At 63.5% G+C, this 25815-nt stretch carries 21 protein-coding genes; 11 read left to right on the top strand and 10 right to left on the bottom strand.

Annotated features, from left to right (window positions below; genetic code table 11):
* Positions 1 to 97 precede the first annotated feature (97 nt).
* The gene (locus RVM27_RS06010; RefSeq protein WP_039182787.1) at positions 98 to 763 is read left to right on the top strand and encodes a fumarylacetoacetate hydrolase family protein; all 666 of its coding nucleotides are present in this window, start codon (positions 98 to 100) and stop codon (positions 761 to 763) included.
* 111 nt (positions 764 to 874) lie between these two features.
* On the opposite strand, the gene speA is transcribed toward RVM27_RS06010, so the two are convergent.
* Both speA and RVM27_RS06000 read right to left on the bottom strand, forming a co-directional pair.
* Positions 875 to 2785, bottom strand: coding sequence for a biosynthetic arginine decarboxylase (gene speA / locus RVM27_RS06005; RefSeq protein ID WP_371317415.1), 1911 nt, complete (start codon positions 2783 to 2785; stop codon positions 875 to 877).
* Between the two features lie 8 nt (positions 2786 to 2793).
* Positions 2794 to 3750 (bottom strand): homoserine kinase, encoded by a 957-nt coding sequence (locus RVM27_RS06000; protein WP_096921507.1) that lies wholly within the window; start codon positions 3748 to 3750, stop codon positions 2794 to 2796.
* 173 nt (positions 3751 to 3923) lie between these two features.
* Between RVM27_RS06000 and polA the strand changes: the two genes are divergently transcribed.
* Positions 3924 to 6689 (top strand): DNA polymerase I, encoded by a 2766-nt coding sequence (gene polA, locus RVM27_RS05995; RefSeq protein WP_498275206.1) that lies wholly within the window; start codon positions 3924 to 3926, stop codon positions 6687 to 6689.
* A gap of 100 nt (positions 6690 to 6789) precedes the next feature.
* Here the strand turns inward: polA and RVM27_RS05990 are convergent, their stop codons facing one another.
* On the bottom strand, positions 6790 to 7815 hold the full coding sequence (locus RVM27_RS05990; RefSeq protein ID WP_039182799.1) for a Fe(3+) ABC transporter substrate-binding protein: 1026 nt from the start codon (positions 7813 to 7815) through the stop codon (positions 6790 to 6792).
* Positions 7816 to 8030: 215 nt separating this feature from the next.
* On the opposite strand from RVM27_RS05990, the gene RVM27_RS05985 reads away from it, so the two are divergent.
* The gene (locus tag RVM27_RS05985) at positions 8031 to 9128 is read left to right on the top strand and encodes an ABC transporter ATP-binding protein (protein WP_498275207.1); all 1098 of its coding nucleotides are present in this window, start codon (positions 8031 to 8033) and stop codon (positions 9126 to 9128) included.
* A gap of 25 nt (positions 9129 to 9153) precedes the next feature.
* Here the strand turns inward: RVM27_RS05985 and RVM27_RS05980 are convergent, their stop codons facing one another.
* Both RVM27_RS05980 and hisD read right to left on the bottom strand, forming a co-directional pair.
* A complete protein-coding gene (locus tag RVM27_RS05980; protein WP_498275208.1) occupies positions 9154 to 10854 on the bottom strand; it encodes an ABC transporter permease in 1701 nt (566 codons plus the stop codon).
* Positions 10855 to 11108: 254 nt separating this feature from the next.
* Positions 11109 to 12419 carry a histidinol dehydrogenase family protein gene (gene hisD, locus RVM27_RS05975; protein ID WP_498957575.1) on the bottom strand — a complete coding sequence of 437 codons (1311 nt, stop codon included), beginning with the start codon at positions 12417 to 12419 and terminating at the stop codon, positions 11109 to 11111.
* A gap of 230 nt (positions 12420 to 12649) precedes the next feature.
* On the opposite strand from hisD, the gene RVM27_RS05970 reads away from it, so the two are divergent.
* Together RVM27_RS05970 and RVM27_RS05965 are read left to right on the top strand one after the other, a co-directional pair.
* Positions 12650 to 12913, top strand: a complete 264-nt coding sequence (locus RVM27_RS05970) for a class I SAM-dependent methyltransferase (protein WP_498940105.1) — start codon at positions 12650 to 12652, stop codon at positions 12911 to 12913.
* Between the two features lie 88 nt (positions 12914 to 13001).
* The gene (locus tag RVM27_RS05965; RefSeq protein ID WP_039182815.1) at positions 13002 to 14030 is read left to right on the top strand and encodes a LacI family DNA-binding transcriptional regulator; all 1029 of its coding nucleotides are present in this window, start codon (positions 13002 to 13004) and stop codon (positions 14028 to 14030) included.
* A gap of 45 nt (positions 14031 to 14075) precedes the next feature.
* On the opposite strand, the gene RVM27_RS05960 is transcribed toward RVM27_RS05965, so the two are convergent.
* The 3 genes from RVM27_RS05960 to dctP all read right to left on the bottom strand — a co-directional run bounded on the left by RVM27_RS05960 (position 14076) and on the right by dctP (position 17074).
* Positions 14076 to 15407, bottom strand: coding sequence for a TRAP transporter large permease (locus tag RVM27_RS05960; RefSeq protein WP_144979458.1), 1332 nt, complete (start codon positions 15405 to 15407; stop codon positions 14076 to 14078).
* Positions 15404 to 15907: a TRAP transporter small permease subunit gene (locus RVM27_RS05955; protein ID WP_039182820.1), complete on the bottom strand. Its 504-nt coding sequence runs from the start codon at positions 15905 to 15907 to the stop codon at positions 15404 to 15406. The genes RVM27_RS05960 and RVM27_RS05955 overlap by 4 nt, the downstream gene beginning before the upstream one ends.
* Before the next feature lie 63 nt (positions 15908 to 15970).
* Complete coding sequence (gene dctP, locus RVM27_RS05950) at positions 15971 to 17074, bottom strand: type 2 periplasmic-binding domain-containing protein (protein ID WP_498940108.1); 1104 nt, start codon at positions 17072 to 17074, stop codon at positions 15971 to 15973.
* A gap of 331 nt (positions 17075 to 17405) precedes the next feature.
* On the opposite strand from dctP, the gene RVM27_RS05945 reads away from it, so the two are divergent.
* A complete protein-coding gene (locus tag RVM27_RS05945) occupies positions 17406 to 19616 on the top strand; it encodes a tRNA(Met) cytidine acetyltransferase TmcA (protein ID WP_498957574.1) in 2211 nt (736 codons plus the stop codon).
* 27 nt (positions 19617 to 19643) lie between these two features.
* The gene (locus RVM27_RS05940; RefSeq protein WP_189463897.1) at positions 19644 to 21131 is read left to right on the top strand and encodes an aminoacyl-histidine dipeptidase; all 1488 of its coding nucleotides are present in this window, start codon (positions 19644 to 19646) and stop codon (positions 21129 to 21131) included.
* A gap of 93 nt (positions 21132 to 21224) precedes the next feature.
* Here RVM27_RS05940 and RVM27_RS05935 read toward each other — a convergent pair whose 3' ends face one another.
* Together RVM27_RS05935 and RVM27_RS05930 are read right to left on the bottom strand one after the other, a co-directional pair.
* Entirely contained in the window at positions 21225 to 21701 is a 477-nt protein-coding gene (locus tag RVM27_RS05935) for a Dps family protein (RefSeq protein WP_287805498.1), read from the bottom strand.
* Between the two features lie 185 nt (positions 21702 to 21886).
* A complete protein-coding gene (locus RVM27_RS05930; protein WP_498957573.1) occupies positions 21887 to 23017 on the bottom strand; it encodes a glycerate kinase in 1131 nt (376 codons plus the stop codon).
* A gap of 117 nt (positions 23018 to 23134) precedes the next feature.
* On the opposite strand from RVM27_RS05930, the gene RVM27_RS05925 reads away from it, so the two are divergent.
* The 4 genes from RVM27_RS05925 to RVM27_RS05910 all read left to right on the top strand — a co-directional run bounded on the left by RVM27_RS05925 (position 23135) and on the right by RVM27_RS05910 (position 25809).
* Positions 23135 to 23695: a hypothetical protein gene (locus tag RVM27_RS05925; RefSeq protein ID WP_287805502.1), complete on the top strand. Its 561-nt coding sequence runs from the start codon at positions 23135 to 23137 to the stop codon at positions 23693 to 23695.
* On the top strand, positions 23692 to 24057 hold the full coding sequence (locus RVM27_RS05920) for a lipoprotein (protein WP_081136383.1): 366 nt from the start codon (positions 23692 to 23694) through the stop codon (positions 24055 to 24057). The genes RVM27_RS05925 and RVM27_RS05920 overlap by 4 nt, the downstream gene beginning before the upstream one ends.
* Before the next feature lie 29 nt (positions 24058 to 24086).
* The gene (locus RVM27_RS05915) at positions 24087 to 24728 is read left to right on the top strand and encodes a DUF1007 family protein (RefSeq protein WP_287805577.1); all 642 of its coding nucleotides are present in this window, start codon (positions 24087 to 24089) and stop codon (positions 24726 to 24728) included.
* 61 nt (positions 24729 to 24789) lie between these two features.
* Positions 24790 to 25809 (top strand): nickel/cobalt transporter, encoded by a 1020-nt coding sequence (locus tag RVM27_RS05910; protein WP_498957572.1) that lies wholly within the window; start codon positions 24790 to 24792, stop codon positions 25807 to 25809.
* The last annotated feature ends 6 nt before the right edge of the window (positions 25810 to 25815 follow it).

The raw sequence follows: 25815 nt of genomic DNA, 5'->3' as shown, positions 1-25815 counted from the left end.
GCAGCGGGAAGGTTGTGGAACAAGCGCAAGGGTGAGGTAGACTAGTGCGCCTGTCGTTGCGAATGCGGCACGCATAATGAGAAGGAGAATACCCGCCATGCGTTTTGTTCCACAGTTTACCGATGGCCAGGAGTTTCCCCACGCGCTGGGCAAAGTCGTGTGTGTAGGCCGCAACTACGCCGACCACGCGAAGGAACTGGACAACCCGGTTCCCAGTGAACCGCTGCTGTTCATCAAGCCGGCCACCAGCGTGGTGGATTTGACCAAGCCGCTGGACCCGCCGTTTTCACGCGGTGAAGTGCATTATGAAGTCGAGCTGGCGCTGCTGGTAGGGGAAACCCTGACCCACGCCACTCAGGATGAAGCGGAGCGTGCCATTGCCGGGATCGGCCTGGCGATGGATTTGACGCTGCGCGATGTGCAAACCACGTTGAAAGAGAAAGGCCATCCTTGGGAAATCGCCAAGGCCTTTGATGGGGCTTGCCCGCTGTCACCGTTCCTGCCGTTGAGCCGCGTGCCCAACTGGAACGCGCTGAGCTTCACGCTGGAAATCGACGGCGAGGAGCGCCAGCACGGCGAAGGCTCGGACATGATCTTTGCGATCCCGACGCTGGTCGCGGAAATGAGCCGTCATTTCACCCTGGAGCCCGGCGATGTCATCCTGACCGGCACGCCTGCTGGGGTGGGTGAGCTGACTCGCGGCGCATCACTGCGCTTCACGCTCACCGGCGGGCTGGAGATCAACACCAGCGTGGTCGAATAAACGACCCCATCGGCTGAGCGTCAAAAGCCCCCGCTGCTCTGGGCAGCGGGGGCTTTTTTTATGCTGGAATGTCAGGCGAGAAGGGGGCTCCTGCCCCCTTACCCCAGAGCGTTACTCCAGGTAAGTGTAGCCTTCCAGCCCTTCGGTCAGGCTGGCGGCAAAGTGCGCCTGCTCTTCGGCCGAGAAGCCGCTGGTCACCAGCTGTTCGGTCAGCTTCTGCTTCAGGACGCGGGCATCGAAATTGACGTAAGCCAGCACGTCCGCCACGGTGTCGCCTGCCTGCGGGTTGGAGAGTACCCACTCGCCGTCGGCGCCCAGCGCGGCATCCACCGAGTCGGTATCGCCGAACAGGTTGTGCAGGTCGCCGAGAATCTCCTGGTAGGCACCCACCAGGAAAAAGCCCAGCCAGCGCTCGTCATCGTTGGCCCATTCCGGCAGCGGTAGCGTGCTCTCGACGCCCTGGCCGTCCACGTAGCTGTCAATGCGGCCGTCGGAGTCACAGGTGATGTCCTGAATCACCGCGCGGCGAGTGGGCGCCTTGTCCAGCCCGCTGAGTGGCAGCACCGGGAAAATCTGCTCGATCCCCCAGACATCCGGCACCGACTGGAACAGCGAGAAATTGACGAACAGCTTGTCGGCCAGTTTCTCGGCCAGCTCGTCCATGATTTCCCGGTGGGCACGGTTGCGGGTATCGAGCTTGCCCCGCAGGCGCGCGCAGGCAGCCATGTAGAGGCGTTCGCCTTCGGCGCGGGCGCTGATGCTGCTCAAGCCCAGTACGAAACGATCCTGAAGCTCGCTGACGGCTTGCAGCAGGTCGTGCCAGGCTTCGACCAGCACCCTGGGCTCCTGGTGTTCGGCCAACTGGTCCAGCACGCGCCACAGCTCATCCACCTGGGGGTCGTCGGTAACGCTGCGCACCGGCGGCGTGTGGTCGATACGCTCTTCACCGATCACGTTGGTGATCAGCACCGCATGGTGAGCGGTCAACGAGCGGCCGGATTCACTGATCAGGTGCGGCTGTGGCAAGTCGGCTTCCTGGCACAGCTGAGCGAAGGCGCTGACCACGTTGCGCGCGTACTCCTGCATGGAGTAGTTGGCCGAGCAGTAGCTGCGCGAGCGGGTGCCTTCGTAGTCGATCCCCAGGCCGCCACCCACGTCCACGGTGTCGATGGGGGCGCCCAGCGCCATCAGGTTCTGGTAGAAGCGCGCACATTCGCGCAGGCCGCGCTGAATGTCGCGGATGTTGGCGATCTGGGAGCCCAGGTGGAAGTGCACCAGCTGCAGGCTGGCCAGGGCGTCCTGGGCGCGCAGGGTGTCCACGACTTCCAGGATCTGGCTGGCGGTGAGGCCAAACTTGGACTTTTCGCCACCGGTGTTCTGCCACTTGCCTTTGCCTACCGAGGCCAGGCGCGCGCGCAGGCCGATGCGCGGCGTCACGTCCAGCTCCCGAGCTTCTTCCAGAATCAGATCCAGCTCGGAGAGTTTTTCCACCACCAGATAGACGCGGTGGCCCAGCTTCTCGCCCAACAGCGCCAGACGCACGTATTCACGGTCTTTATAGCCGTTGCAGACGATCAGCGACGAACCGCCGTCGGAGAGCGCCAGGACGGCCAGCAGCTCGGGCTTGCTGCCCGCTTCCAGCCCCACGCGACCGTTGCCACGCTCCGAGGTGGCCAGAATCTCTTCGACCACGCGGCGCTGCTGGTTGACCTTGATCGGGTACACTGCCGTGTAGCCGCCTTCATAGGCCACATCCTGCATGGCGGCGTCGAAGGCGCCACACAGCTGCTCGACGCGGTCGTGAAGAATGTCGCTGAAGCGTACCAGCACCGGTAAGCGCAGGCCGGCCTGCTGCAGCTGGCGAACCAGCGCGCTGATCGGCAGGGCAGGGCCTTCGGCATCGCTGCCCAGGGGGCGCACCAGCGCCTGGCCGTGGTCATCGACATCGAAGTAACCGCTGCCCCACTGGTCCATGTTCCAGGTACGACGGGCGCGTACGGCGGGGCTGCTGGTTGCGGCCATGTCACTCATCAGGAAGCCTCCGGGATAGGGAGTGCCCCCAGCGCGATGCGTGCCTTGAGGATCACGCGGAAACGCTCGGGGTCGTGGGGGGTAAGGTCATGGGCAGGCGGATCCACATACACCACCAGCAGGCGCGACAGCCAGTAGCGCAACGCCGTCAAGCGCAGCATGGTGGGCCACAGGGCCCGCTCGGTGTCGGTCAGTGGGCGGCGTGCCTGGTAGGCGCTCAAAATCGCCTGATAGCGCTCGGCGTTCAGGCTGCCGTCCTCGTTGGAGGCCCAGTCGTTGATGACGATGGCCAGGTCGAACAGCAGGTCGCCGGTGCAGCCATTGTAGAAGTCGATGATGCCGCCCAGGCGGTCGCCTTCATACAGGGTGTTGTCACGGAACAGGTCACCGTGCAGCGCCCCTTGGGGCAGCGCGCCATACTGGCTGAACGCGGTCTCGAAATCATCGACCTCGTTTTTCATCAGGGTCTGGTCGTCGGGGCTGATGTAGGTCAGCACCTTGTGATGCACGGCGCGCAGCCAGTGCAGATCGCGGGGGTTGGGACGATGCCCCGGAAAATGCTGCGAGACCTTGTGCATACGCCCCAGCGCGCTGCCCAGCGCCTGGCACTGGACCAGGTTGGGGGCGGTGGGGTGCTTGCCGGGCAAGCGCGGGAACAGCAGGGCCGGTTTGCCCGCCAGGCTGTGCAGCGCCACCCCTTCGCGGTCATGAATGGTGCCCGGTACGGGCAGGCCGTGTTCATCCAGGTAGTCCAGCAGCTCGACAAAGAACGGCAGCTCTTCGTGCTCGCCTTGTTCGAACAGCGTGAGCACCATCTCGCGGCGCTCGGTGGTCACGAAAAACGTCGAGTTTTCCGTGCCGCCTGCCACGCCCTGAAGGGACACCAGGCTGCCAACATCGAATTTTTCCAGAAACGCGGCGACCTGTGCGTCGCTCAGCGGAGTAAATACAGCCATGAGAATCTCGCCCAGGTTGCTAAGCCGGTCATTGTAGCGGCTTGGCGCGTCAGTTGGCAGCGCTGTGAACGGTGAAGGGTCGCTTTCGCAGTGCTTTTCTGCAGTCGCGCCGCCGAACGCGTATCATTGAAGAATAGACGCTCTTACTGTTCTGCTGACTATGGAATCTGGTTATGGCCCGTGCCCCTATCGTGCTAGTTGATGGCTCTTCGTACCTTTACCGTGCGTTCCACGCGCTGCCGCCGCTGACGAACTCCAACGGCCAGCCCACGGGCGCCGTGAAAGGCGTGCTGAACATGCTCAAGCGGCTGATCAAGGACTACCCCGATAGCCCCATGGCGGTGGTCTTCGATGCGCCAGGCAAGACGTTTCGCGACGACATGTACAGCGATTACAAGTCCCACCGCCCGCCGATGCCCGATGACCTGCGTAGCCAGATCGAACCGCTACACGCCTGCGTGAAAGCGCTGGGGCTACCACTGCTGTGCATCGAAGGCGTCGAAGCCGACGATGTCATCGGCACGCTGGCGCATCACGCCACCCAGGCCGGGCGCGACGCGGTGATCTCCACCGGCGACAAGGACATGGCCCAGCTGGTGAACCGCCATATCACGCTGGTCAATACCATGAAGGAAGAGACCTTGGATGAGGCCGGTGTCGAGGAGAAGTTTGGGCTGCCGCCTGCGCTGATCATCGACTTCCTTGCGCTGATGGGCGACAAGGTGGACAACATTCCTGGCGTGCCCGGCGTAGGAGAAAAAACCGCCATTGGCCTGCTGCAAGGCATGGGTGGCGGGCTGGAGACCATCTATGGCGACCTGGAACGAGTCACCACGCTGGGCTTTCGAGGAGCCAAGACACTCCCCAAGAAACTGGAAGAGCACCGCGAACAGGCGTTTCTCTCCTATCGGCTGGCCACCATCAAGGTCGACTGCGACCTGCCCGTAGGGCTGGACGACCTGGAGATCGCCCACCCGGATCGGGAAGCGCTGGTGGCGCTCTACAAGGAGATGGAGTTCAAGCAGTGGCTGGCGGAGCTGCTGGAGGGCAAGGACGAGGGCGTGGACGACGTCAGCGGCGGCCAGCCAGCCCCGCAGGCCGAGCAGGTGGCGTCGGGCACGGCCCCTGGCCCACGCCACGACCACGTGATCACCGAGCAGGCCGAGCTGGACGCGTGGCTTGAGCGGCTGCGCAGCGCCGAGCGCTTCTGCTTCGACCTGGAAACCACCAGCCTCAACTACATGGACGCCGAGATCGTCGGGGTCGGCCTGGCGCTGGAACCCGGTGAAGCAGCCTATATCCCGCTGGCCCACGACTATCTGGATGCGCCTGCCCAGCTCGACCGCCGCAGCGTTCTCGAGGCGCTCAAGCCGCTGCTGGAAGATCCCGGCAAAACCAAGATCGGCCAGAACCTCAAGTACGATATTTCCGTATTGGCCAACGTGGATATTCACGTCACGGGGCCGTTTGCCGATACCATGCTGGCGTCCTACGTGCTCAACTCCACCGCGACCCGCCACGACATGGACTCGCTGGCCCTCAAGTACCTGGGGGAAAAGACCATCTCCTTCGAGGAGATTGCCGGGAAAGGCGCCAAGCAGCTCACCTTCAACCAGATAGCTCTGGAACAGGCCGCGCCCTACGCCTGCGAAGACGTGGACATTACCCTGCGCCTGCAGCAGACGCTGCGCCCGCAGGTCGAGCAGGAAGGCCGCCTGGCCGAGGTGCTCGATCATCTGGAGCTGCCGCTGATCAAGGTGCTGTCGCGGATCGAGCGTAACGGGGTGGCGCTGGATGCCGAGCGCCTGCACCAGCAGAGCCAGCAGCTGGAGCAGCGTATTCGCGAGCTTGAAAGTGAAGCCTTCGAGCTGGCGGGCCGCGAGTTCAATCTGGGGTCCCCCAAGCAGCTGGGCCAGATTCTGTTCGAAGAGCAGAAGATTCCGGTCATCAAGAAAACGCCCAAGGGCGCGCCTTCCACCGCCGAAGCTGTGCTGGAAGAGCTGGCGCTGGACTACCCCTTGCCCAAGGTGATCATGCAGCACCGTGGCCTGGCCAAGCTGAAGTCCACCTATACCGACAAGCTGCCGCGCCTGTTGAACAAGAAAACTGGCCGCGTGCACACCAGCTATCACCAGGCGGTGACCGCCACCGGGCGGCTCTCCTCGTCGGACCCGAACCTGCAGAACATCCCGATTCGTACCGAAGAGGGACGCAAGATTCGCCAGGCCTTCGTGGCCCGCCCCGGGTATCGCATCGTGGCCGCGGACTACTCGCAGATCGAGCTGCGCATCATGGCCCACCTTTCGGAAGACAAGGGGCTGCTGGAAGCCTTCGAACAGGGCCGCGACATTCATACCGCCACCGCCGCCGAAGTGTTTGGCACCGCGCTGGACAAGGTCACCGCCGACCAGCGCCGCAGTGCCAAGGCGATCAACTTCGGTCTGATCTATGGCATGAGCGCCTGGGGGCTGTCGCGTCAGCTGCATCTCGAACGCCAGCAGGCACAGACCTACATCGACCGCTACTTTGACCGTTACCCTGGCGTTGCCCGCTACATGGACCGCATTCGCAGTCAGGCCGCCGACAACGGCTTCGTCGAGACCGTCATGGGGCGGCGGCTCTACCTGCCCGAGATCCACTCGCAGAACCGCAACCGCCGCCAGGGGGCCGAGCGCACCGCAATCAACGCGCCCATGCAGGGCACGGCGGCAGACATCATCAAGCAGGCGATGATCGACGTGGATGCGTGGCTGGCGGAAGGCGCGTTCGATGCCCTGATGGTCATGCAGGTGCACGACGAACTGGTGTTCGAGGTGGCTGAAGCTCAGGTAGACGCGTTCATCGAGGAGGTTAGTGCACGGATGCAGTCGGCGGCCACACTGAGCGTACCGCTGATCGTGGAAGCCCAGAGCGGCGCCAACTGGGACGAAGCACACTAAAGTAAGAAGCGTACCAGGCGCCGTTCAAACCCTGGCTGACTGGCCATCCACAAAAAACCCCACCTTGCGGTGGGGTTTTGCATACTGCTTGGGTCAGCGCTTAGCGCCAGTTGACGCGGTCAAAAATGCGCACGGCTTCCGGGTTGTTGTTACCCAGCTCGCTGATGTTCACTTCGTCGCGCTGGAAGTCGCCCCAGGACTCCAGAACCGGGTTCTTCTTCACGCCATCGACCACCGGGAACTCGTAGTTACGCTCGGCCAGCACTTCCTGGGCCTGGTCGGAAGCCAGGAACTCGAGGAAGCGGATGCCGTTCTCGGCGTTCTGCGCGTTGGCGACCAGACCTGCACCACCCACGTTGATGTGCGTGCCGCGATCATCCTGGTTCGGGAAGATCACGCCCACTTTACGGGCGGCTTCGCGGTCGGAAGCTTCGCTGGAGTGCAGCAGACGAACATAGTAGTAGTGGTTGGCCACGCCCAGCTCGCATTCGCCGCTGGCCACGCCCAGAATCTGGTCGGTATCACCGCCTTCCGGGTTGCGCGCCAGGTTGTTGACCACGCCCTGTGCCCACTCTTGCGCTTCTTCCGCACCGTGGTGCTCGATCATCGAGGCCAGCAGAGACTGGTTGTAGATGTTGTTGGAAGAGCGGATACAGATCTTGCCTTCGAACTGCGGGTCGGCCAGGTCTTCATAAGTAGCGATCTGGCTCGGGTCGAAGTTCTCACGGTTGTAGAAAATCACCCGTGCGCGCTGGCTGAAGCCAAACCACATGCCTTCGGGATGACGCATGGACTCCGGCAGGCGCTCGTTCAGCACGTCGGAATCCACGGCCTGGAACAGGCCATCCTGCTCGGCACGCCACAGGTTGCCGGCATCCACGGTCAGCATGACGTCGGCAGGGCTGGCCACGCCTTCACGCTGCATACGCTCCATCAACTGATTGGCGTCGCCTTCCAGCACATTCACCTTGATACCCGTTTCTTCGGTGAACGCGTTGTACAGAATCTCGTCTGAGTCGTAGTGGCGAGCGGAGTAGATGTTGACCTCGTTGGCCAGTGTGCTGCTGGCAAATGCCGAGCCAGCCATGACGGCGGCAACAGAGACTGCAAGACGTGCCTTTTTCATAACATACACCCTAAATGTTTATGATAATAAGTTGCATTGGCAAACTGCGCCTATTGAAACGTCTTGTTCCATGGACGTCAAGCGAAATGCTAATGACACGCAACACTTTTTGTGCATGTACGTGCATCTGCCGCCAATAGAAAATAGAATGCAAATAACTTTCAACCGTGTTCGCAGTCAGGCATCTGCGCTGCGCACTAACCATGGGTGAACGAATGACGGCAACGGTGTCATTTTCAGAGGTGGCAGCACCGGCGGCGGCGCTGTCGCTGCGGGGTGTCGAGCACACGTTTGCAGCCAACAAGGTGGTCAAGGGCATCGACCTGGAGATCGGCCAGGGCGAAGTGGTGTGCCTGCTGGGCCCTTCCGGCTGCGGCAAGACCACCCTGCTGCGTATCGCGGCAGGCCTGGAGGTGGTGCAGGAAGGCGAGGTCAGCCTGGACGGGCAGGCCATCGCGGCCCCTGGCAAGCGCCATGTGCCGCCCGAAAAGCGCAACGTGGGCCTGGCGTTCCAGGATTCGGCGCTGTTTCCCCATCTGAGCGTGCTGGAAAACGTCACCTTTGGTCTGAAACAGCTGCCCTCCAGCCAGCGCCGCGCGCGTGCTTTGGAGCTGTTGGACCAGCTGGGCATGGCCGCCTATGCCGAGACTTACCCGCACATGCTGTCGGGAGGCCAGCAGCAGCGTGTCGCGCTGGCCCGCGCGCTGGCGCCTACGCCGCGGCTGATGCTGCTGGACGAGCCCTTTTCCAGCCTGGATGCCCGGCTGCGGGATCGTATCCGAGACGACACGCTGCACGTGTTGAAGAAGCTGGGTTCGGCCACGCTGCTGGTGACCCACGACCCGGAAGAGGCGATGTTCATGGCGGACCGCATCGCACTGATGCGCGATGGCCAGATCGTCCAGACCGGCACGCCTCGCGAGCTTTACTGTGCGCCCATCGACCCCTTCGTGGTGACCTTCTTTGGTGAGGTCAACGAGCTGGCGGGAGTGGTGCAAGGCGGGCGAGTGCAGACCCCCGTGGGCGCGGTGGATGCCAGCTGGCTGCCGGAAGGCAGTGACGTGCAGGTGATGATTCGCCCCGAGGCGCTGCGCATTCAGGAGCGAGACCTGCCAGCCGAAGCGCACAGCCATAGCCACGTGGTCATGGCCAAGCTGCTGGGCCGCACCAGCCTGATCCACCTGTGTGCCCATGGCAACGATGGCCAGGAAGCGCACCTGCATGCCCGGGTACCTGGGGTGTTCCTGCCCCAGGAGGGCCAGCCCATCGACATCGATCTGGACCACTCCCAGGTCTTCATCTTCCCACGCTGAGGCGCGGGAAGACGTGTGTTTGAACTTACTCGGCCTGGCTGCCGGGGCGCGCTCGGCGCATGGCCAGGCTGAGGAGAATCACTGGTAGAATCCCCACCACCACGATGGTCAGCGAGGCCGTGGAGGCCTCCGCCAGCCGCTCGTCCGACGCCAGGTTATGGGCGCGAACCGCCAGCGTATCGAAGTTGAACGGCCGCAGGATGATGGTGGCCGGCAGCTCCTTCATGGCATCGACGAAGACCAGAATCCCCGCCGCCAACAGGCTGCTGCGCATCAGGGGCGTATGAATGCGTCGCAGCGTGCCCCCTGCGGTTTGGCCCAGGGTGCGCGAGGCGGCATCCATGCTGGGGGTGACCTTGCCCAGGCTGGCTTCCACGGCATTGAACGACACCGCCAGAAAGCGCACCACGTAGGCGTAGATCAGAATGAAGGCCGTGCCGCTGAAGACCAGCCCGATAATCTTGCCGTAGTTGGCGTGCAGCCAGGAGTTGAGGGTGTGGTCCAGCCAGGCAAAGGGAATCAGAATGCCGACCGCCACCACGGAGCCCGGAATGGCATAGCCCATGGCCGCAATGCGGGTGAACAGGCGTGCACTGGGTGAGTTGTTGAGGCGTACGCCATAGCTCAGAAGCACCGCCAGCCCCACCGCAATCAGGGCTGCAATGGCCGACAGCGAGAGGCTGTTCAGGGCAAAGCCGATGAAGCGCGTGCCGAACAGGCTGTCGCCAATCCGAATCGCCATGTTCAAGAGCAGGCCGCTGGGCAGCAGGAAGCCGATGGTGATGGGCAGCAGGCAGGCCAGAAACGCGCCGGTGGCCTGCCAGCCGCGCAGACGGTACTCGGGCAACTGCTGGTAACGACTGGAGGTATGGAAGTAGCGCCGCTTGCCCCGCGACCAGCGCTCCAGCAGTACCAGCACGATCACGAAGGTCAGCAGGCAGGCCGCCAGCTGTGCGGCCGCCACCGGCTCGCCCAGTCCGAACCAGGTGCGGTAGATACCAGTGGTGAAGGTATCCACGCCAAAGAATTGCACCGCCCCGAACTCATTGAGGGTTTCCATCAGCACCAGCGACACGCCGCCCACCAGCGCAGGCCGCGCCAGGGGCAGGGCCACGGTGCCAAACAGGTGCCAAGGCCCGCGCCCCAGCGTGCGTCCCACGTCCAGCACGCACACCGACTGCTCCAGAAACGAAGCCCTGGCCAGCAGGTAGACATAGGGGTAGAGCACGAAGGTGATCAGCGTGATGGCGCCCCCCAACGAACGAATGTTGGGAAAGTAGTAGTCGCCCACTCGCCAGTCGAACCACTCCCGCAGCATGCTCTGCAGCGGCCCGGCCACCTGCAGGAAATCCGTGTAGGCATAGGCGATCACGTAGGTGGGAACGGCCAGCGGCAGCAGCAGCGCCCACTCGAAGATGCGCTTGCCGGGAAAGCGGCACATGACCACCAGCCAGGCGGTTCCCGTGCCAATCACCAAGGTACCGAGGCCTACCCACAGCACCAGCCAGAAGGTATTGCTGAGATAGCGGGGCAGGACGGTGCTGGCCAGGTGCTGCCAGATGCCGTCGGTGGGCAGCACGATATGGCCCAGAACCACCAGAATCGGCAGTGCCACGGTCAGCGCGATGAGAAACAGCGCAATAGACCAGGGGGTGAGCGACAGCGCAAAGCGTGAAGCGACCCCTGACAGCAGAGCCGATGATGAGCGGCGAGCGGGCGTGGACACGTCGTGATCTCCTTGGACGAGAGGCTGCGTGGCTCGTCAATGCGAAAAAATAGCGGTTGCAAATAGTATCACCTGCGCCGATGGGGTGCAGCTCATCGGCCGCCCATTAAAAAACCCTGCCCGTGGGGCAGGGTCGAGGCGTGTACCCGTGGGGCTCCGTCAGTGGGCGGTCCAGCCGCCGTTCACCATCAGCGCGCTGCCGGTGACCAGCGCCTGCATGCCGTCCAGCCTGAAGCCGGGGGCCTGGGGCAGGGTCATGCGTCCACCGCCGAGGCGTAGGGCACCTCCTGTTTGCCATAGCGGCGCACGCGCTCGTTGGCCTGTTCGGCGTGGCCTGCAAAGCCTTCCAGAATGCAGAGTCGTGAGCAGTAGCTGCCGATCTCAGCCGAGGCTTCATCGGTCAATACCCGCTGATAGGTGCAAGTCTTCAGGAACTTGCCCACCCACAGGCCACCCGTGTAGCGTGCTGCCTTTTTGGTGGGCAGCGTGTGGTTGGTGCCAATCACCTTGTCCCCATAGGCGACGTTGGTGCGCGGGCCGAGGAACAGCGCGCCGTAGTTGGTCATGCTCTCCAGGTAGAAATCCGGGTCTTCGGTCATGACCTGAACGTGCTCGTAAGCCATCTCGTTGGCCACTTGCAGCATTTCCTCGTGGCTGTCACAGACGATGATTTCTCCATGGCTCTCCCAGGCCTGGCGCGCGATATCGGCGGTAGGCAGTTTCTGCAGCAATTCCTCGATGGCCGCCAGGGTGTCCCGGGCCAGCGCTTCGGAATTGGTCAGCAGGGCGGCGGGGGAGGTCGGGCCATGCTCTGCCTGCCCCAGCAGGTCGGTGGCGCACAGCAAGCCGTCCACGCTCTCGTCGGCAATCACCAGCGTCTCGGTGGGGCCCGCGAACAGGTCGATGCCGACACGGCCATATAGCTGGCGCTTGGCCTCGGCGACGAACGCATTGCCAGGACCCACCAGCATGTCCACTGGCGCGATGGAGTCGCTGCCGATGGCCATGGCGCCCACGGCCTGAACGCCGCCGAGTACCAGAATCTCATCCGCGCCTGCCAGGTGCATGGCTGCCACGATGGCGGGGTGGGGCTTGCCCTTGTAGGGCGGCGCCGCCGCGATGACGCGTTTCACCCCGGCGACCTTGGCCGTCAGGACGCTCATGTGGGCAGACGCCACCATGGGGTAGGAACCCCCGGGGATATAGCAGCCCACCGCGTTCATCGGCAGATGTTTGTGGCCAAGGATGACGCCGGGGCGGGTTTCGATCTCGACCGGCTGCATGGAGGCCAGCTGCGCCTCGGCAAAGCGACGTATCTGGGCCTGGGCAAAGCGGATGTCATCCAGATCACGCTCGGACACTTCGCTCATGGCCTGAGCAATCTCGGCTTCGCTCAAGCGGAAGTTGTCCGGTGACCAGCCATCGAACTTTTCCGACAGCTCGCGAATGGCGGCGTCGCCTCGGGTCTGGATGTCGGCCAGCGTACGCTCGACGGTTTCGCGTACCTGGCGGTCCGCTTCGGCGCGGGTTTCGAGGGAAGCACCGGCTTTGAGGTGGCGAATCATGACGCTCTCCTGAAAAGGATTGTTATTGGGTAGAGTCAGTTGGGTAGGGTCAGCATGATGGAGCAGAATAAGGCTAGGGCCTGTTGCATACGAATGCAAACAATTTTGGAGCATGCTATGTTGAACCGGATGCTGGTCTTGCAGGCCCTATTTGAAATGCGCCTGCCAGGGCGGGTTGCGCCATGGATTCAGCAGGGCAAGAACAATAAAATCACATGAGGTGAGTGGTCATGAGTACACAGGTAGCCGTCATTGGCGCGGGATTGATTGGGCGTGGTTGGGCAATCGTCTTTGCCCGAGCGGGCGTCACGGTAAGGCTTCATGACGTGGACGAGCAGCAGCTGACGCTGGCCAAGGGGCTCGTGATGGCGTCGCTGTTCGACCTGCAGGACGCCGGATTGATCGACCAGCCGGTGTCGTGGACTACGCCTGGCGCAGGAGCGTCGCGAGATATTGTCGGAAGCACAGCTGGCCGAACGCCAGGCCTGGCGTGACCGCCGCCTGATGGCGCTGATGGCCCATCAGCGTCAACACGCCTAGCGCGGCGGGTGCCGGGGCCTTGCGACCAACCAGAGGATGAGCATGAAAAAACGGCCCGTGACGTCACGGCAAGTGGCAGAACTGGCGGGGGTGTCGCAGTCGGCGGTCAGTCGCTGTTTCTCTCCCCACGCCAGCATTGCCCCCCAGACCCGGGAAAAGGTATTGGCGGCGGCCCAGCAGTTGGGCTACCGCCCCAATGCCATCGCCCGCTCCTTGATTACGCGTTCGTCGCGCACCATTGCGGTCGTCATGACCCAACTGGACAACCCGTTCTACGCCCAGATGCTGGAGTATGCCGCGCGGCGGTTTCAGCAGCATGGTTATCACCTGCTGCTGTTCATGAGCAGCAACGAGCAGCAGACGGCGGGCGTCATGGCAGACATTCTGCAGAGCCAGGCAGACGGCATTCTGATGCTGGCAGCGACGCTTTCCTCTTCGCTGGCCAGCGAGTGTCTCGCTCGGGGGATTCCGGTGGTGTTGATCAACCGTACGGTGGCCTTCGAGGGAGTCAGCCAGGTCGCCAGCGATAACTACCGTGGAGGCTATTGGGTGGGGGAGTTTCTGGTCTCTGGCGGTTATCGGCGCATCGCGCTGGTGGCCGGGCTTGCCGACTCTTCTACCAGCAGCCAGCGGCGTGATGGCTTCATGGCGGCACTGGCGGCGCAGGGTGTCAGCTGTTGGGGGGAGGCATGCGGCGACTATGACTTCGCGGCGGCCCAGGCGGCGACCCGCAAGCTGTTCGAGGCGGCGCCCTACCCGGATGCAGTCTTTGCTGCCAATGATCATATGGCCATTGCGGTGATCGATACGCTCAGCGGCGAGCTAGGGCTGCGGGTGCCTGAGGACGTGGCGGTGGTGGGGTTCGACGATATCCCCATGGCGGCCTGGCCGAGCTATCGGCTCACCACGGTTCAACAGCCGGTCGAGCCCATGGTGGACGAGGCGGTGGCTCTGCTGCTGGCGCAAATCGCCAGTGGGCAGGTAGCGGGGGAGCGGAAAGTATTGCCGGTGACGCCCATCGTAAGGGCCAGCGCCCCGGCAACGGGGCGTGGTGTTGCGTCATCTTCATGAAGTTTGCCGCCTTGCCCGGCAAGGCGGCAACGCGAGGGCGTCAGCTTAGCCCAGCAGCATGCGTGGCAGGCCGGTGACCAGCCACGGGAAGAACGACATCAATACGCACGCCAGCAGGATCAGCGCCACGAAGGGAACGACCGCTTTGTAAAGGTCGACGATCTCCACCCCAGGCGGTGAAACCCCTTTCAGATAGAAGAGCGCATAGCCAAACGGTGGCGTGAGGAAGGAGGTTTGCAGCACCACGGCCACCATCACCACGAACCACAGCGGATCGACGCCCATTTGCTGAACGATGGGCAGCATGATCGGGAAGCTGAGCAGGACGATGCCCGTCCAGTCCAGGAACATGCCCAGAATGAACACCAGAAACAGCATCATGATCAGCGCGCCGGTGGTGCCGCCCGGCATGGCCAGCAGCAGGTCCTGAATCACCTGCATGCCGCCACCCCGTGAGAACACCCCGGTGAAGGCCGTCGCGCCCACCAGCACCAGCATGACCATGGTAGTGGTCTTGCCTGCTTCCAGCAGCGTCTTGAAGCAGGTGGAGACCCGGCGGTCACCAAAGATCAAAAACAGGATAAAGGCAATGAACACGCCGATGGCCGAGGCCTCGGTAGCGGTGGCCACGCCGGTGAAAAGCGCGCCGAGTACCCCGAGGATCAGCGACATGGGCGGCACCACGTACTTGCCCAGCATGATCAGCAGTTGCCGAGTGCTGACTTCCGCGCGCTCTTCCTTGGGTACCGGAGGGCCATAGGAGGGCTTGAAGTAGCAGATCAGCAGTACGTAGAGCGCGTACATCACCCCCAGCATCAGCCCGGGAATCATCGCCCCTGCAAACAGGGCGCCTACCGATACCGGCGAGTAGCTGGCCATCAGGATCAGCATGATGCTGGGCGGAATCAGGATGCCCAGACAGCCGCTGGCCATGATGACCCCGGTGCTCAGCTCCTTGTTGTAGCCATACTTGAGCATCGGTACCAGCGCAATCATGCCCATGACGGCAATGGAGGCGCCCACGATACCGGTGGTGGCGGCCAGCAGGACAGAGACGATGACCACGGTCAGTGCCAGCCCGCCCCGCAGGTTGGCCAGCAGCAGGCGCATGGCATCGAACATCTTTTCGGTGACCCCGGAATCGTTGAGAAACCGTGCCATCAGGACGAACAGCGGTATGGCAACCAGCACATAGTTGTCCATGGCGTTGCCGAAGATGTTGTTGATCAGGGTGCCCAGCACCCGCTCGCCAGGGCCGAGAAAAGCGCCGATGACGGCAACGCCGCCGAGCACGAAGGCCAGAGGGTGGCCCATGAACAGGCCGATCAGCAGCCCGCCAAACATCACCAGCGCCAGCAGTTCAGGACTCAGGTTCATGCTGATTTCTCCTCGCGCAACTGCATGATGGCCCGCAGTACGATGGCAATGGCTTGCAGCAGGATGAGGGCAGCCGCCACCACGATAACGCCTTTGATCGGGTAGACGGGAATCGACACCATGCCGTAGGTGGTTTCACCCCGGGTATAGGAGCGTTCGAAGAAGCGCCAGCCGTAGGTCAGCAGCATCCAGATGAAGGGAACGAAGAAAATCACGTAGGCCACGACTTCGATCAGGGCCTGACGCTTGCGTGACAGCAAACGTTTCAACACGTCGACCTCGACATGGGCGTGGTGGCGCAAGCCGTAGGCAGCCATCAGCATGAAGTGGGCACCAAACAGCATCTTGGTAACATCGAACGCCCAGTCGCTGGGGCGGCCGAAGAAAAAGCGTGACGCAATGTCGTACAGGACGATGAGGGTAATGATGGCAATCAATGGCGCGATCAATCGCCCAAACAGCTCATTGATTGCATCGATCGCCTTGGCAATCGCATTCATGGAAGATCTCCGCGGTCAGCACACAAAACCGCCCCGGGCAGCCCGGGGCGGTGCAGAAACGCCTTACAGGCAGGCTTCGATCTCTTCCAGTGAGGGCAGGTTATCCATGGTGCGGCTCATGTTGAAAGGAGCCGAGACGTCACGCCATTTGGCGTAGTCTTCCAGGTAGGTCACCATGGAGTGGTAGACCTTGGCGTGGTCGCTGTTTTCACAGGCGCCGCGCACGATGACCTCGTTGGTGATCTCCTGAATACGGGCCAGGTCTTCGTCAGAGAACTGGTTGATGGTGATGCCTGCATCGATGAACCTTTGGGTGGCATCGGTGGACTCACGCTCGGACCAGGCCAGCGACCAGGCCATGGTGGCGTCGGCGGCGATACGCAGCTTCTGCTGGGTCTCTTCCGACAGCGCGTTCCAGGCGTCGAGGTTGATCATGACACCGAAGACGCTGGCGGACTGGTGCCAGCCAGGCGTGGCCCAGTAGTCGGCCACTTCGGCAAAGCCTGCGTTGTAATCCACGCCGGGGGTGGCGAACTCACCGGCATCGATCACGCCACGTTCGATGGCCTGATAGACTTCGCCACCGGCCAGGGTTACCTGAGAGCCACCCAGGGCTTCCAGCACGCGGCCCTGGTCACGGCCAGAGAGACGCAGACGCTTGCCTTCCAGGTCGGCAATGCTTTCGATGGGCGTACGGCCCATGAAGCCGGACTCGTTGTTGAGCGCGGCATAGGGCAGGTACATCATGTTGTACTGGCCGTAAATCTCTTCGTACAGTTCACGGCCGCCCCACTGCTGAATCCAGTTGATGTAGTCAACGGCGTTGAACAGACTGGTGGTGGTGGCCAGCGGCGAGAACGCGGGGTTCAAGCCTGCCCAATAGCCTGGCCAGTCACCGGCGGCTTCGATACTGCCGGTTTCGGTGGCATCGAACACTTCCGTGCCGGGCATCAGCGTACCGCCCGCGCGGAAGTTGATCTGTACTTCGTCTCCCGCCAGCTGGTTGACCAGCTCGGCCCAGTGCTGATCGAGCTTGATCAGGTCGAGGTTTTCGGGCCAGGTGGAGGTCATGGTCCACTGCTCTTGTGCTTGAGCAGTCGTGGTGAGAGCGGCAAATGCGACACCAGCGGCAAGGCTGGTCAAGGCAAATTTTGTAGTCTTTTTCATTATCAATTTCCTGGTACTTTGGCGGTTGGCGTTATTAGTGTTGATTACCTGAAAGCAGGAAAGCACAGCGAGTAGGGCTGACGTTTACGTAAAGTAAAAGCGGCCAAGGCTGTACCGCTAAGCTAGCACACTCCCCCCGCTGCGGCGCAATATCAGAGTTTACAGGAAGTTAACGCACGCCATGAAACATCGATTGATCTAAAAATTGTTTAAAAACATTTGGTTAGATCATTATTTAAACGGTTGGACAGGTCTGGATGGCGCGTTGAAGCGTTGAAAATGTGTGCCTTGTTGTACCAAAGTTGTAAGCAATCGACCCTTGAGGAGCGTGATGAGCGAAGCAAGTGATGACCGCCGCATATCACTACTGGTGGGCCATGCGCGGCGCTGGCAACGCCGCCGTTGGCGGGGGCTCGTGTGGCTCAGTGGGCCTGCCGAGCACGCTCGCCGACTGGCGCTCACGCTGTGGCACGCCCAGCCGTGGCAAGCGCCATTGTGGGTGGGCGACCCGCAGGAAGCTCCCGTGTCGCCTTGCCTGCCCGCAGCCAAAGCGCGCACGCGACTGGGGGCCGAGCATCAGCTGATCGTCATGGACGTCAGCGGCCGTGACGGGCTGGACCCGGATGCCCTGGGCGCGCTGGCCGGCACGCTGACGGCGGGCGGCATACTGCTGCTGGTGACCCCCGAGCCATGGGGCGAGCGCCCCGACCCGAACTACGCACGCTTTGCCGACCACCCCTGGCACTGGACCGCGCTGAGCAGCTTTTACCTGGCACGCTTGGCACGCCAACTGGGTGCTTCGCCCCAGGTGGTGCGCTGGCCGGTGGCTGGCCCGCTGGTGCTTTCCAGGCTGCCCGCCGGGCAGCCCTCGCCACGCCGCCCTGAAGACCCCGCCTGCCTGACGCCCGATCAGGCCCGTGCGGTCACGGCCCTGAGCAAGCTCAAGCGTCGTCGCCCGCTGGTCATCACGGCCGACCGAGGGCGCGGGAAAAGCGCGGCGCTGGGCATTGCCTGTGCGCGCTTGCTGCAGCAGGGGAGCTACCCGCAGTTGTTGGTCACCGCCCCCAGGGCCAGCGCGGTGGACAGCCTGTTCGAGCGTGTCATGGCGCTGTGCCCTGAGGCGCAGCGCCGCGGCCACGAGATGCAGCTGCCTGCCACGGAAAGCTCGCTGTGCTTCTTGCCGCCAGACGTGCTCGATACCCAGCTGGCTCAGGGCACGTTGGGAGGCAGCGGGGCGCTGCTGCTGGTGGATGAGGCCGCAGCACTCCCGGCGGCCATGCTGGCCCGCTGGCTGGCCGCGTTCCCGCGTATGGCCTTTGCCACGACGGTGCATGGTTACGAGGGCTCTGGCCGGGGCTTTGCGCTGCGTTTTCGGGAGGTGCTCGAGCGCCAGACGCCCCAGTGGCGGGAGCTGACCCTGGAAACCCCGATTCGCTGGGCAGCCAATGACCCTCTGGAAAGCGTCATTCAACAGGCGCTGCTGCTGAACGCGCCGCTGCCTGAGACCCACGCGCATGGCCTCATCGACGCGCAGACCCTCAGCGTGAGCCAGGCACAGCTAGCCGCCAACGAACCGCTGCTGGAGCAGCTGTTTGGCCTGCTGGTGCAGTCGCACTATCGCACCACCCCCAGCGACTTGCGCCAGCTGATGGATGGCCCCGGCACGCAGCTGCGCATGGTGATGGCAAGCCAGGGGCATGCCTCGGCTGCTTCCACGGGGGCCACCGAGGCGGCGCCGCTGGCAGTGTTGGTCACTCGGGAGGAGGGCGGCTTTGACCCGGCGCTGGCCGAACAGGTGGCGCTGGGCCAACGGCGGCCCCAGGGGCATTTGCTGGCCCAGTCCCTGGCGGCTCACGGGGGCCATCGCGAGGCGTTGACCGCCCGCTGGCGCAGGGTGGTGCGCATTGCAGCTCACCCCGAGCGGCGTCGCGAAGGGCTGGGGCGCAGGCTGTTGGCAGCCGATATGGCCAGCGCAGCAGAGCAGGGCGTGGCGCTGTATGGTGCTACCTTCGGGGCAGAGGCGGGGCTGCTGTCATTCTGGCTGGCCCTTGGGTTCACGCCGGTACGTCTGGGCGTGACGCGGGAAGCCGCCACGGGGGAGTATGCCATCATGGTCGCCAAGCCGTTGAACGAGACCGGCCAGGCCGCATTGCAGAGTATGCAGCAAGGTTTTGTGGCGTCTTTGCAGGGGCTATTGGCCTTCGAGCTACGCGATTTGCCCGCGCCGGTGGTAGCGCTGCTGCTGTCCGAGCTGCCTGAACGGCCGCTGAGTGCCGTGGAGCGACAAACGATCCACGACGTGGCCTATGCCCATCGCGACCCCGCCCTGGCGCGGGCTGCCTTGCAGGCGCTGGGGCGAGAGGCCAGCCGTGCGCCGCTGGGAGAGGCTCGGCTAGCGCATCAGCAGCTGGTGGCCTGGGCCTATCAGAATCAGCCGCTGGCCGATGCCCCGCGCGAAGCCACGCAGCAACTGCGCCGAGTGACACAGCAGCTGATGACCGCGTCGGTGCTTTTCTCGGATGGGCAGGAGCGGTTAAAGTAGCCCGGTTATCGATGACGAAGAGTTTCCATGAACGCACATCTAGAAGCGCTCGCGCCCACGTTGGTGTGGCAGCATTTTCGCACGCTGTGTAATACCCCTCGGCCATCGGGCCATGAGGCAGCGCTGGTCGCCAAGCTGGAAGCCTGGGCCGATGGCCTGGGGCTTGCCCATGACCGGGATGCCTTCGGCAACCTGCGTATCCGTAAGCCCGCATCACCGGGGTGTGAGGCAGCGCCGGGCATCATCCTGCAGGGGCACCTGGACATGGTGGCGCAGGCCAACGCTGGCCAGGCCCACGATTTCACGCGGGACCCCATTCGTACGGTGGTCAAGGAGGGGTGGCTGCACGCTGAAGGCACCACGTTGGGGGCCGACAACGGCATGGGCGTGGCTGCCATTCTGGCCGTGCTGGAGGACCCGGAACTGACCCACGGGCCGCTGGAAGCGCTGTTCACCCTGGAGGAAGAAACCTCCATGGGCGGGGCGCTCAATCTGGCCGAGCAGTGGCTCGAGGGCTCACTGCTGCTCAACCTCGATAGTGAAGACCGTGGCCAGGTCTACATCGGCTGCGCGGGCGGTGCCGACGTGGTGGTGGATGCCCAGCTGCCTGGTGCTGCGCTGCAGCCCGATGAGCAGGTCATCTCGCTCTCCTTGACCGGCCTCAAGGGCGGTCATTCGGGCATGGATATCGACAAGCCGCTGGGCAATGCCAACCGACTGCTGGTACGCGTGCTGTGGGCGCTGGAAGCCTTCGATGCGCGGCTGGTGAGCTATCAGGGCGGCACCCTGCGTAATGCCATTCCCCGTGAAGCCTTTGCCCAGGTGGCGCTGCCCGCCGACGATGTCGAGGCCGCGCTGGCCACGGTGGAAACCCTCGCCAGAACGCTCAAGGCGGAGCTGGGCAGCGGTGACCCTGGCCTGGTGCTGACGGCTACGCAAGCGGCCCCTGCCGAGGCCGAACCGCTGACCCGCGACGCCAGCGCCATGCTGCTGGCCGCCTTGCATGCGGCTCCTTGTGGGGTCGAGCGGATGAGCGCCGATGTGCCGGGAGTGGTCGAAACCTCCAACAATCTTGGCGTGCTGAGCGTTGAGCAGGGACGTTTTCACCTCTGTGCACTGGTGCGCTCGCTGCACGACAGCGCAGCGATGGCCATGGCCGGGCGCTTCCAGGCGCTGTTCGGGCTGATGGGCGCCCGCGTAAAGGTCGAAAATGGTTACCCAGGCTGGGCACCCAACCCGGAAAGCCCGCTGCTGGCCACCTTCAATACTCGCCATGCGGCGCTGATGGGGCATGCTCCGGAGGTGAAGGTCATTCATGCCGGGCTGGAGTGCGGGATTCTGGGCAGCAAGTACCCTCATCTGGACATGATCTCGTTCGGGCCCTTGATTCGCGGGGCTCACTCACCGGACGAGCGCGTCGAAATCGCTTCCGTGGCGGAGTTCTGGGCCATGCTGCGTGACCTGATCGAAACCCTGGCCAGGCAAACTGCCGACTCGGCCAGTCGCCAGGTCTGATCAGCCATGCCCGCCCAGCGACATTGGCGGGCAACAAAAACGGCACCGCAAGGGTGCCGTGGGTGGTGTCTCGGCGGTGCGCCGTCGAGAGGCCTACTTGCCCAGGTAGGCGTTGAGCATCCAGACGGTCTTTTCCTGCTCGCGAATGTAATCGCCCGCCTGAGCAGCGGTACCTTCGTCGTCGGCGTCCGAGGCCAGCGACAGCAGCTCGCGCTGCAGCTCGATCAATGTCTGATATCCGCTGAGCACGCCTTTGACGCAAGTTTTGCCGTCGTGGACGTCCTTGTCTTCCTGAATGCGCGACAGGGCGATGTAGTCGCTGTAGGCGTGGACAGGCTTGTGCCCCAGGGTCAGGATGCGTTCGGCGACTTCGTCCACTTTGGTCAGCAGGTCGGTATAGAACTCTTCGAACTTGGCATGCAGCTCGAAAAAGTCGTTACCTTTGACGTTCCAGTGGTAGCCCCGCACGTTCATGTAGAAAATCTGGTAGTTGGCCAGTAGATGATTCAGCTTTTCCGCAAGCTGGCTGGCGCTGCCTTCGTGTAGGCCAATGCTGTTGGTATCTTCCATTGTCTGCTCCTCCATCGTTTCGTTTTTTCCAGCTTAAGGCCCTGGTTGGCCAATGCAAAACAGGTTTTTTGCATCGCCACCATAGCGGCCTGCCATGACCGGCGGTGAGCTGGCGACGGCTGACTCATCGCAACTTATTCAAGAGATGTTGGCGACCCGGCGATTTTTCAAGGGGGACGCCGCCGTCAATGGGCCAGCCACAGCCGGGCTATGCTGTCGCAGCGGTCGCTGAGCAGTTCAGCGGTACGCGGCAGGGCGTCTTCCAGGCCCATGGGGCCATCGGCCAGGGCAAAGGCGGCGGTGACGCCTTCATTCAAGCAGGCCTGCCAGCCATCCCCCAGGCTGCCCGCCAGCACGATGACCGGCTTACCCAGGCGCTGGGCGGCACGGGCCACGCCAATCGGGGTCTTTCCAGAGAGACTCTGGCCATCCAGGCGGCCTTCTCCGGTGATCACCAGATCCGCCTTGGCCAGCAGGCTGCTCACCTGGGCCTGCTGCATGATCATGTCGATACCCGGCGAGAGTCTGGCGTTCAAGAAGCTGCTGGCGGCAAAGCCCATGCCGCCCGCGGCACCCGCGCCTGGCATGTCTCGGTCATCGCGACCCAGGGCTTCTGCGGCGAGCGTGGCAAAGTGCCCCAAAGCGCGGTCGAGGGTGGCCACGTCGTCGGGGCTGGCCCCCTTTTGCGGCCCGAACACGGCGCTGGCACCGCGCTCACCGAGCAGCGGGTTATCCACGTCCACGGCGGCCGTGACGTCCAGGCTGGCCAGCCTCGGGTCCAGGGTGGAGAGGTCCAGCGTGGCCAGCTGCTGCAGGGCAGCCCCGCCGGGAGGCAGCGGCTGGCCATGCTGGTCGAGCAGCCTGGCCCCCAGCGCCTGAAGCATGCCGGCGCCCGCATCGTTGGTGGCGCTACCGCCCAACAGGAGCAGGGCCTGGGTGGCACCGGCGTCCAGGGCCGCCAGGAACAGTTCGCCTACGCCATGGGTGCTGGTGTGCAGGGCGTTGCGCTCGTCGCTGTTCACGTGCTGCAAGCCGCTGGCTTCTGCCAGCTCGATAAATGCGGTACGCTGCTCGCCAAGCCAGCCCCAGCGGGCCTGGCGGGGTCTGCCCAGGGCATCTTGAACGGTGAGCGTGCGACACTCTGCCTGAGTGGCTGCCATCAAGGCATCCAGGCTGCCCTCGCCGCCATCGGCCAGCGGGCAGAGGTGCGTGATGGCCGAGGGTGCCGCCCGTGTAATGCCGTGTGCCATGGCCTGGGCCGCTTGTTCGGCGCTCAGGGCATCCTTAAAACTATCCGGGCAAAGCAGTACATTCATCGCACAACCTCCTTGAAACGTTGTCTCAGCGTATTGTCGTTCTTTTTCGTGTTAGCCAGCGAGCTTAGCGTGCTGCTGGACCGCACACCAGTCGCACAAAGGGCAAGAGGAATTCACATGAAGGTTATCCCGATCAGCATGACCTGCCTGCTGGCCTTGGCCGGCTGCCAGACAGTGCCAGACCGCTTGCCCCAGGCCGAGCCTGGGCCTGCTGCGGCCTGTGCATTCCCGGTCCATCAGGCAGCCGACTCCCTGGCGGCGGTCACTCGTGCTGTCGATGTGCTGGAAGCGTGGGGCTTTAGCCTGGACGCCACCGACACTCGGCTTAGCCTGGTGAGCGCCTCCCGCGAGCGCGAGCTGGTGGGATATTATGACCGTTATGATTATTACTCCCCCTACGGCAGCGGCTTCCGGCTGTTTGGCGGGGTGGGCGTGGGTCGCGGCTCCAGCATCGGCCTGGGCGTGGGCGGGCGTTTTGGTGCGGGCGTCGGTCAAACGCCCACGGAAGTGGAGCGTGTATCGGTGCTGGTCAGTGACGCGCAGCTACGCCTGTCTCGGGACATTCGCCGTTTCGATCACTTCGGTGAGCAGCGCGAGGCCTACAGCGCCAGTAACGATGACTTTTGCGGACGCTTTCAAACAGCCTTTCAACAGGCCCAGGGGCAGGGGGGCTTATGAGCCGTTTCATCAAGTGGGGAGCCGCGCTGGTCACACTGCTGTGGCTGGCCGGATGTGCAACGACGCAGCCGCTGGAAAGCCGCGATTTGCACTACCGTGCCGATACCGAGCAGACGTTCCGTGAGGCCGTCGCGATGATGATCGAACAGGGGTATGTGGTGCGCCATGCCGATATGTCCCTGGGGCGGGCGGAAGCGGTGCTGGCCCGCTGGCCCGGCTACCGGTTGCAGCTTCAAGTGAGCGAATCGGGCGGCGGCACGCGGGTGCGGGTATCTGCGCTCAGCGGCAGTCAGCCGATTCCCCCCTATGTGCTGGACCCGTGGCTGGTGGAGTTACAAAGCAGATTAGGAGAGTTACCGTGACGTGGAAAACAGCCAACCGCTGGAGGTGGATGAAAGGGGTAGCCTTGGGCATGGGGCTTGGGCTGGCCAGTGGTAACGTATGGGCGCACCCCCATGGCTGGATCGATCTCAGCATGCGCGTGATCACCAACGAGGCGGGTGAGGCCACTGGCGTGCATCAAACCTGGCGCATGGATCCGTTTTACAGCCTGGTGGTGTTCGAGGAGCTGCAGCAGGTGCCCGGCGCGTCGCTGGAAGAGGGCCTGGACCAGCTGGGCAGCGATATCCGCGACAATCTGGTGCCCCAGCACTACTTTACCGAGCTGCGTATCAACCGCGAGCGGCTGGCCTTTGGCGAGGTGACGGAGTATACCGCCATGGAGCGGGATGGCCGTTTAACCTTCATGTTCATACTGCCCCTGGAGAGCCCTCAGCCGTTGCAAGGCAACGTGCTGGAGTACCAGGTCTTTGACCCTACCTATTACATCGAAGTGGTGCATGAGGCCGATAACGATGGCCCCAGCAAGGGGGCGCTGGTGTTGAATGGCGAGCCCGCCTGCGAGCTGAGCATCATCGCGGCCGATCCAGACCCCGAACTGGTGCTGCAGGCAGCCCTGCTGGACGTGGACGAAGAGGGTGAGCCGGGCCTGGGGCGCCACTTTGCCGAGACCGGCAGGGTGGATTGCCGCTGACGCAGACGTCTGCTATCGTATGTCAGTTTGTTACTTTATATCTTTTTGCCGTGGAGGGAGGATGCCGGTAACACGACAACAGTTGGCCTGGGCAGCAGGCGGTATTCTGTGTGCCATCCTGTTGGTCTGGGTCGTGCAAAGCAATCTGCAGGGCGTCAGCTACCAGCTGTTGGGCTGGCAGCGCGACTTGCATCGCAGCCTGACGCTGGCCATCACGGAACTCTCCCGCACGCCGTCTACGGGTACGTGGATGACGCTGCTGGGAGTCAGCTTCGCCTATGGCGTGTTTCATGCTGCGGGGCCTGGTCATGGCAAGGCGGTGCTGGCCACTTACCTGGCTTCCCATGGGGGAGCGACCCGGCGTGCACTGGGGCTGTCGTTTGCGGCTTCCTTGCTGCAGGGTGTGACGGCCATCGTCATGGTCGTGGTGCTGGTGCACGGGCTGGGATGGGTCACTCGGCAGGCCATGGGGAGCGTGGTCTGGGTGGAACAGGCGAGCTTTCTGCTGGTGGCGCTGCTGGGCGTCTGGCTATGCTGGCGTGCCATCAGGCAACTGCGCCACGCTCATCGCGCGCAGGCACCGGTGGCCGAGCCCCACCATCATGAGCACAGCCACAGCCACAGCCACAGCCACAGCCACAGCCACGATCATGCCCACTGCTGCGGCGGAGCCCACCATATCGAGCCACAGCAGGCGCTGGAGTGGCGTACCGCGTTGATGACGGTGGGTGCCATTGGCATGCGCCCCTGTACCGGCGCCGTGTTGATGCTGGGGGCTGCCAGCCTGCTGGGGCAGTTCCATGTGGGGGTGGCCTCGGTGCTGGTCATGTCGCTAGGTACCGGCATCACCGTTTCGGCGCTGGCCATGGCCAGTATCGTGGCGCGGGGCTGGGCGACACGGCGGCTGGAACGACAGCAGAGCCAGCAAGTGGTGGAGAAAGTCGCGGGATGGGTCGCCCTCACGGGGGGCGCGCTGATCGTGGCGCTGGGCGTCTCCTTGTCGTTGGCGGGAGCAGCTCAGCCTGCCAGCGGCCCGCTGCTGAGCGAGCCGCCGAGTCGCAGTGTACTGCCCGGCGGCTGAGGCAGC

It is taken from the genome of Halomonas sp. KM007, assembly GCF_050709225.1.
Taxonomy (GTDB): domain Bacteria; phylum Pseudomonadota; class Gammaproteobacteria; order Pseudomonadales; family Halomonadaceae; genus Vreelandella; species Vreelandella hamiltonii.
The sequence above is the reverse complement of the archived record's forward strand: the minus strand, read 5'-3'. Positions and strand labels throughout refer to the sequence as shown.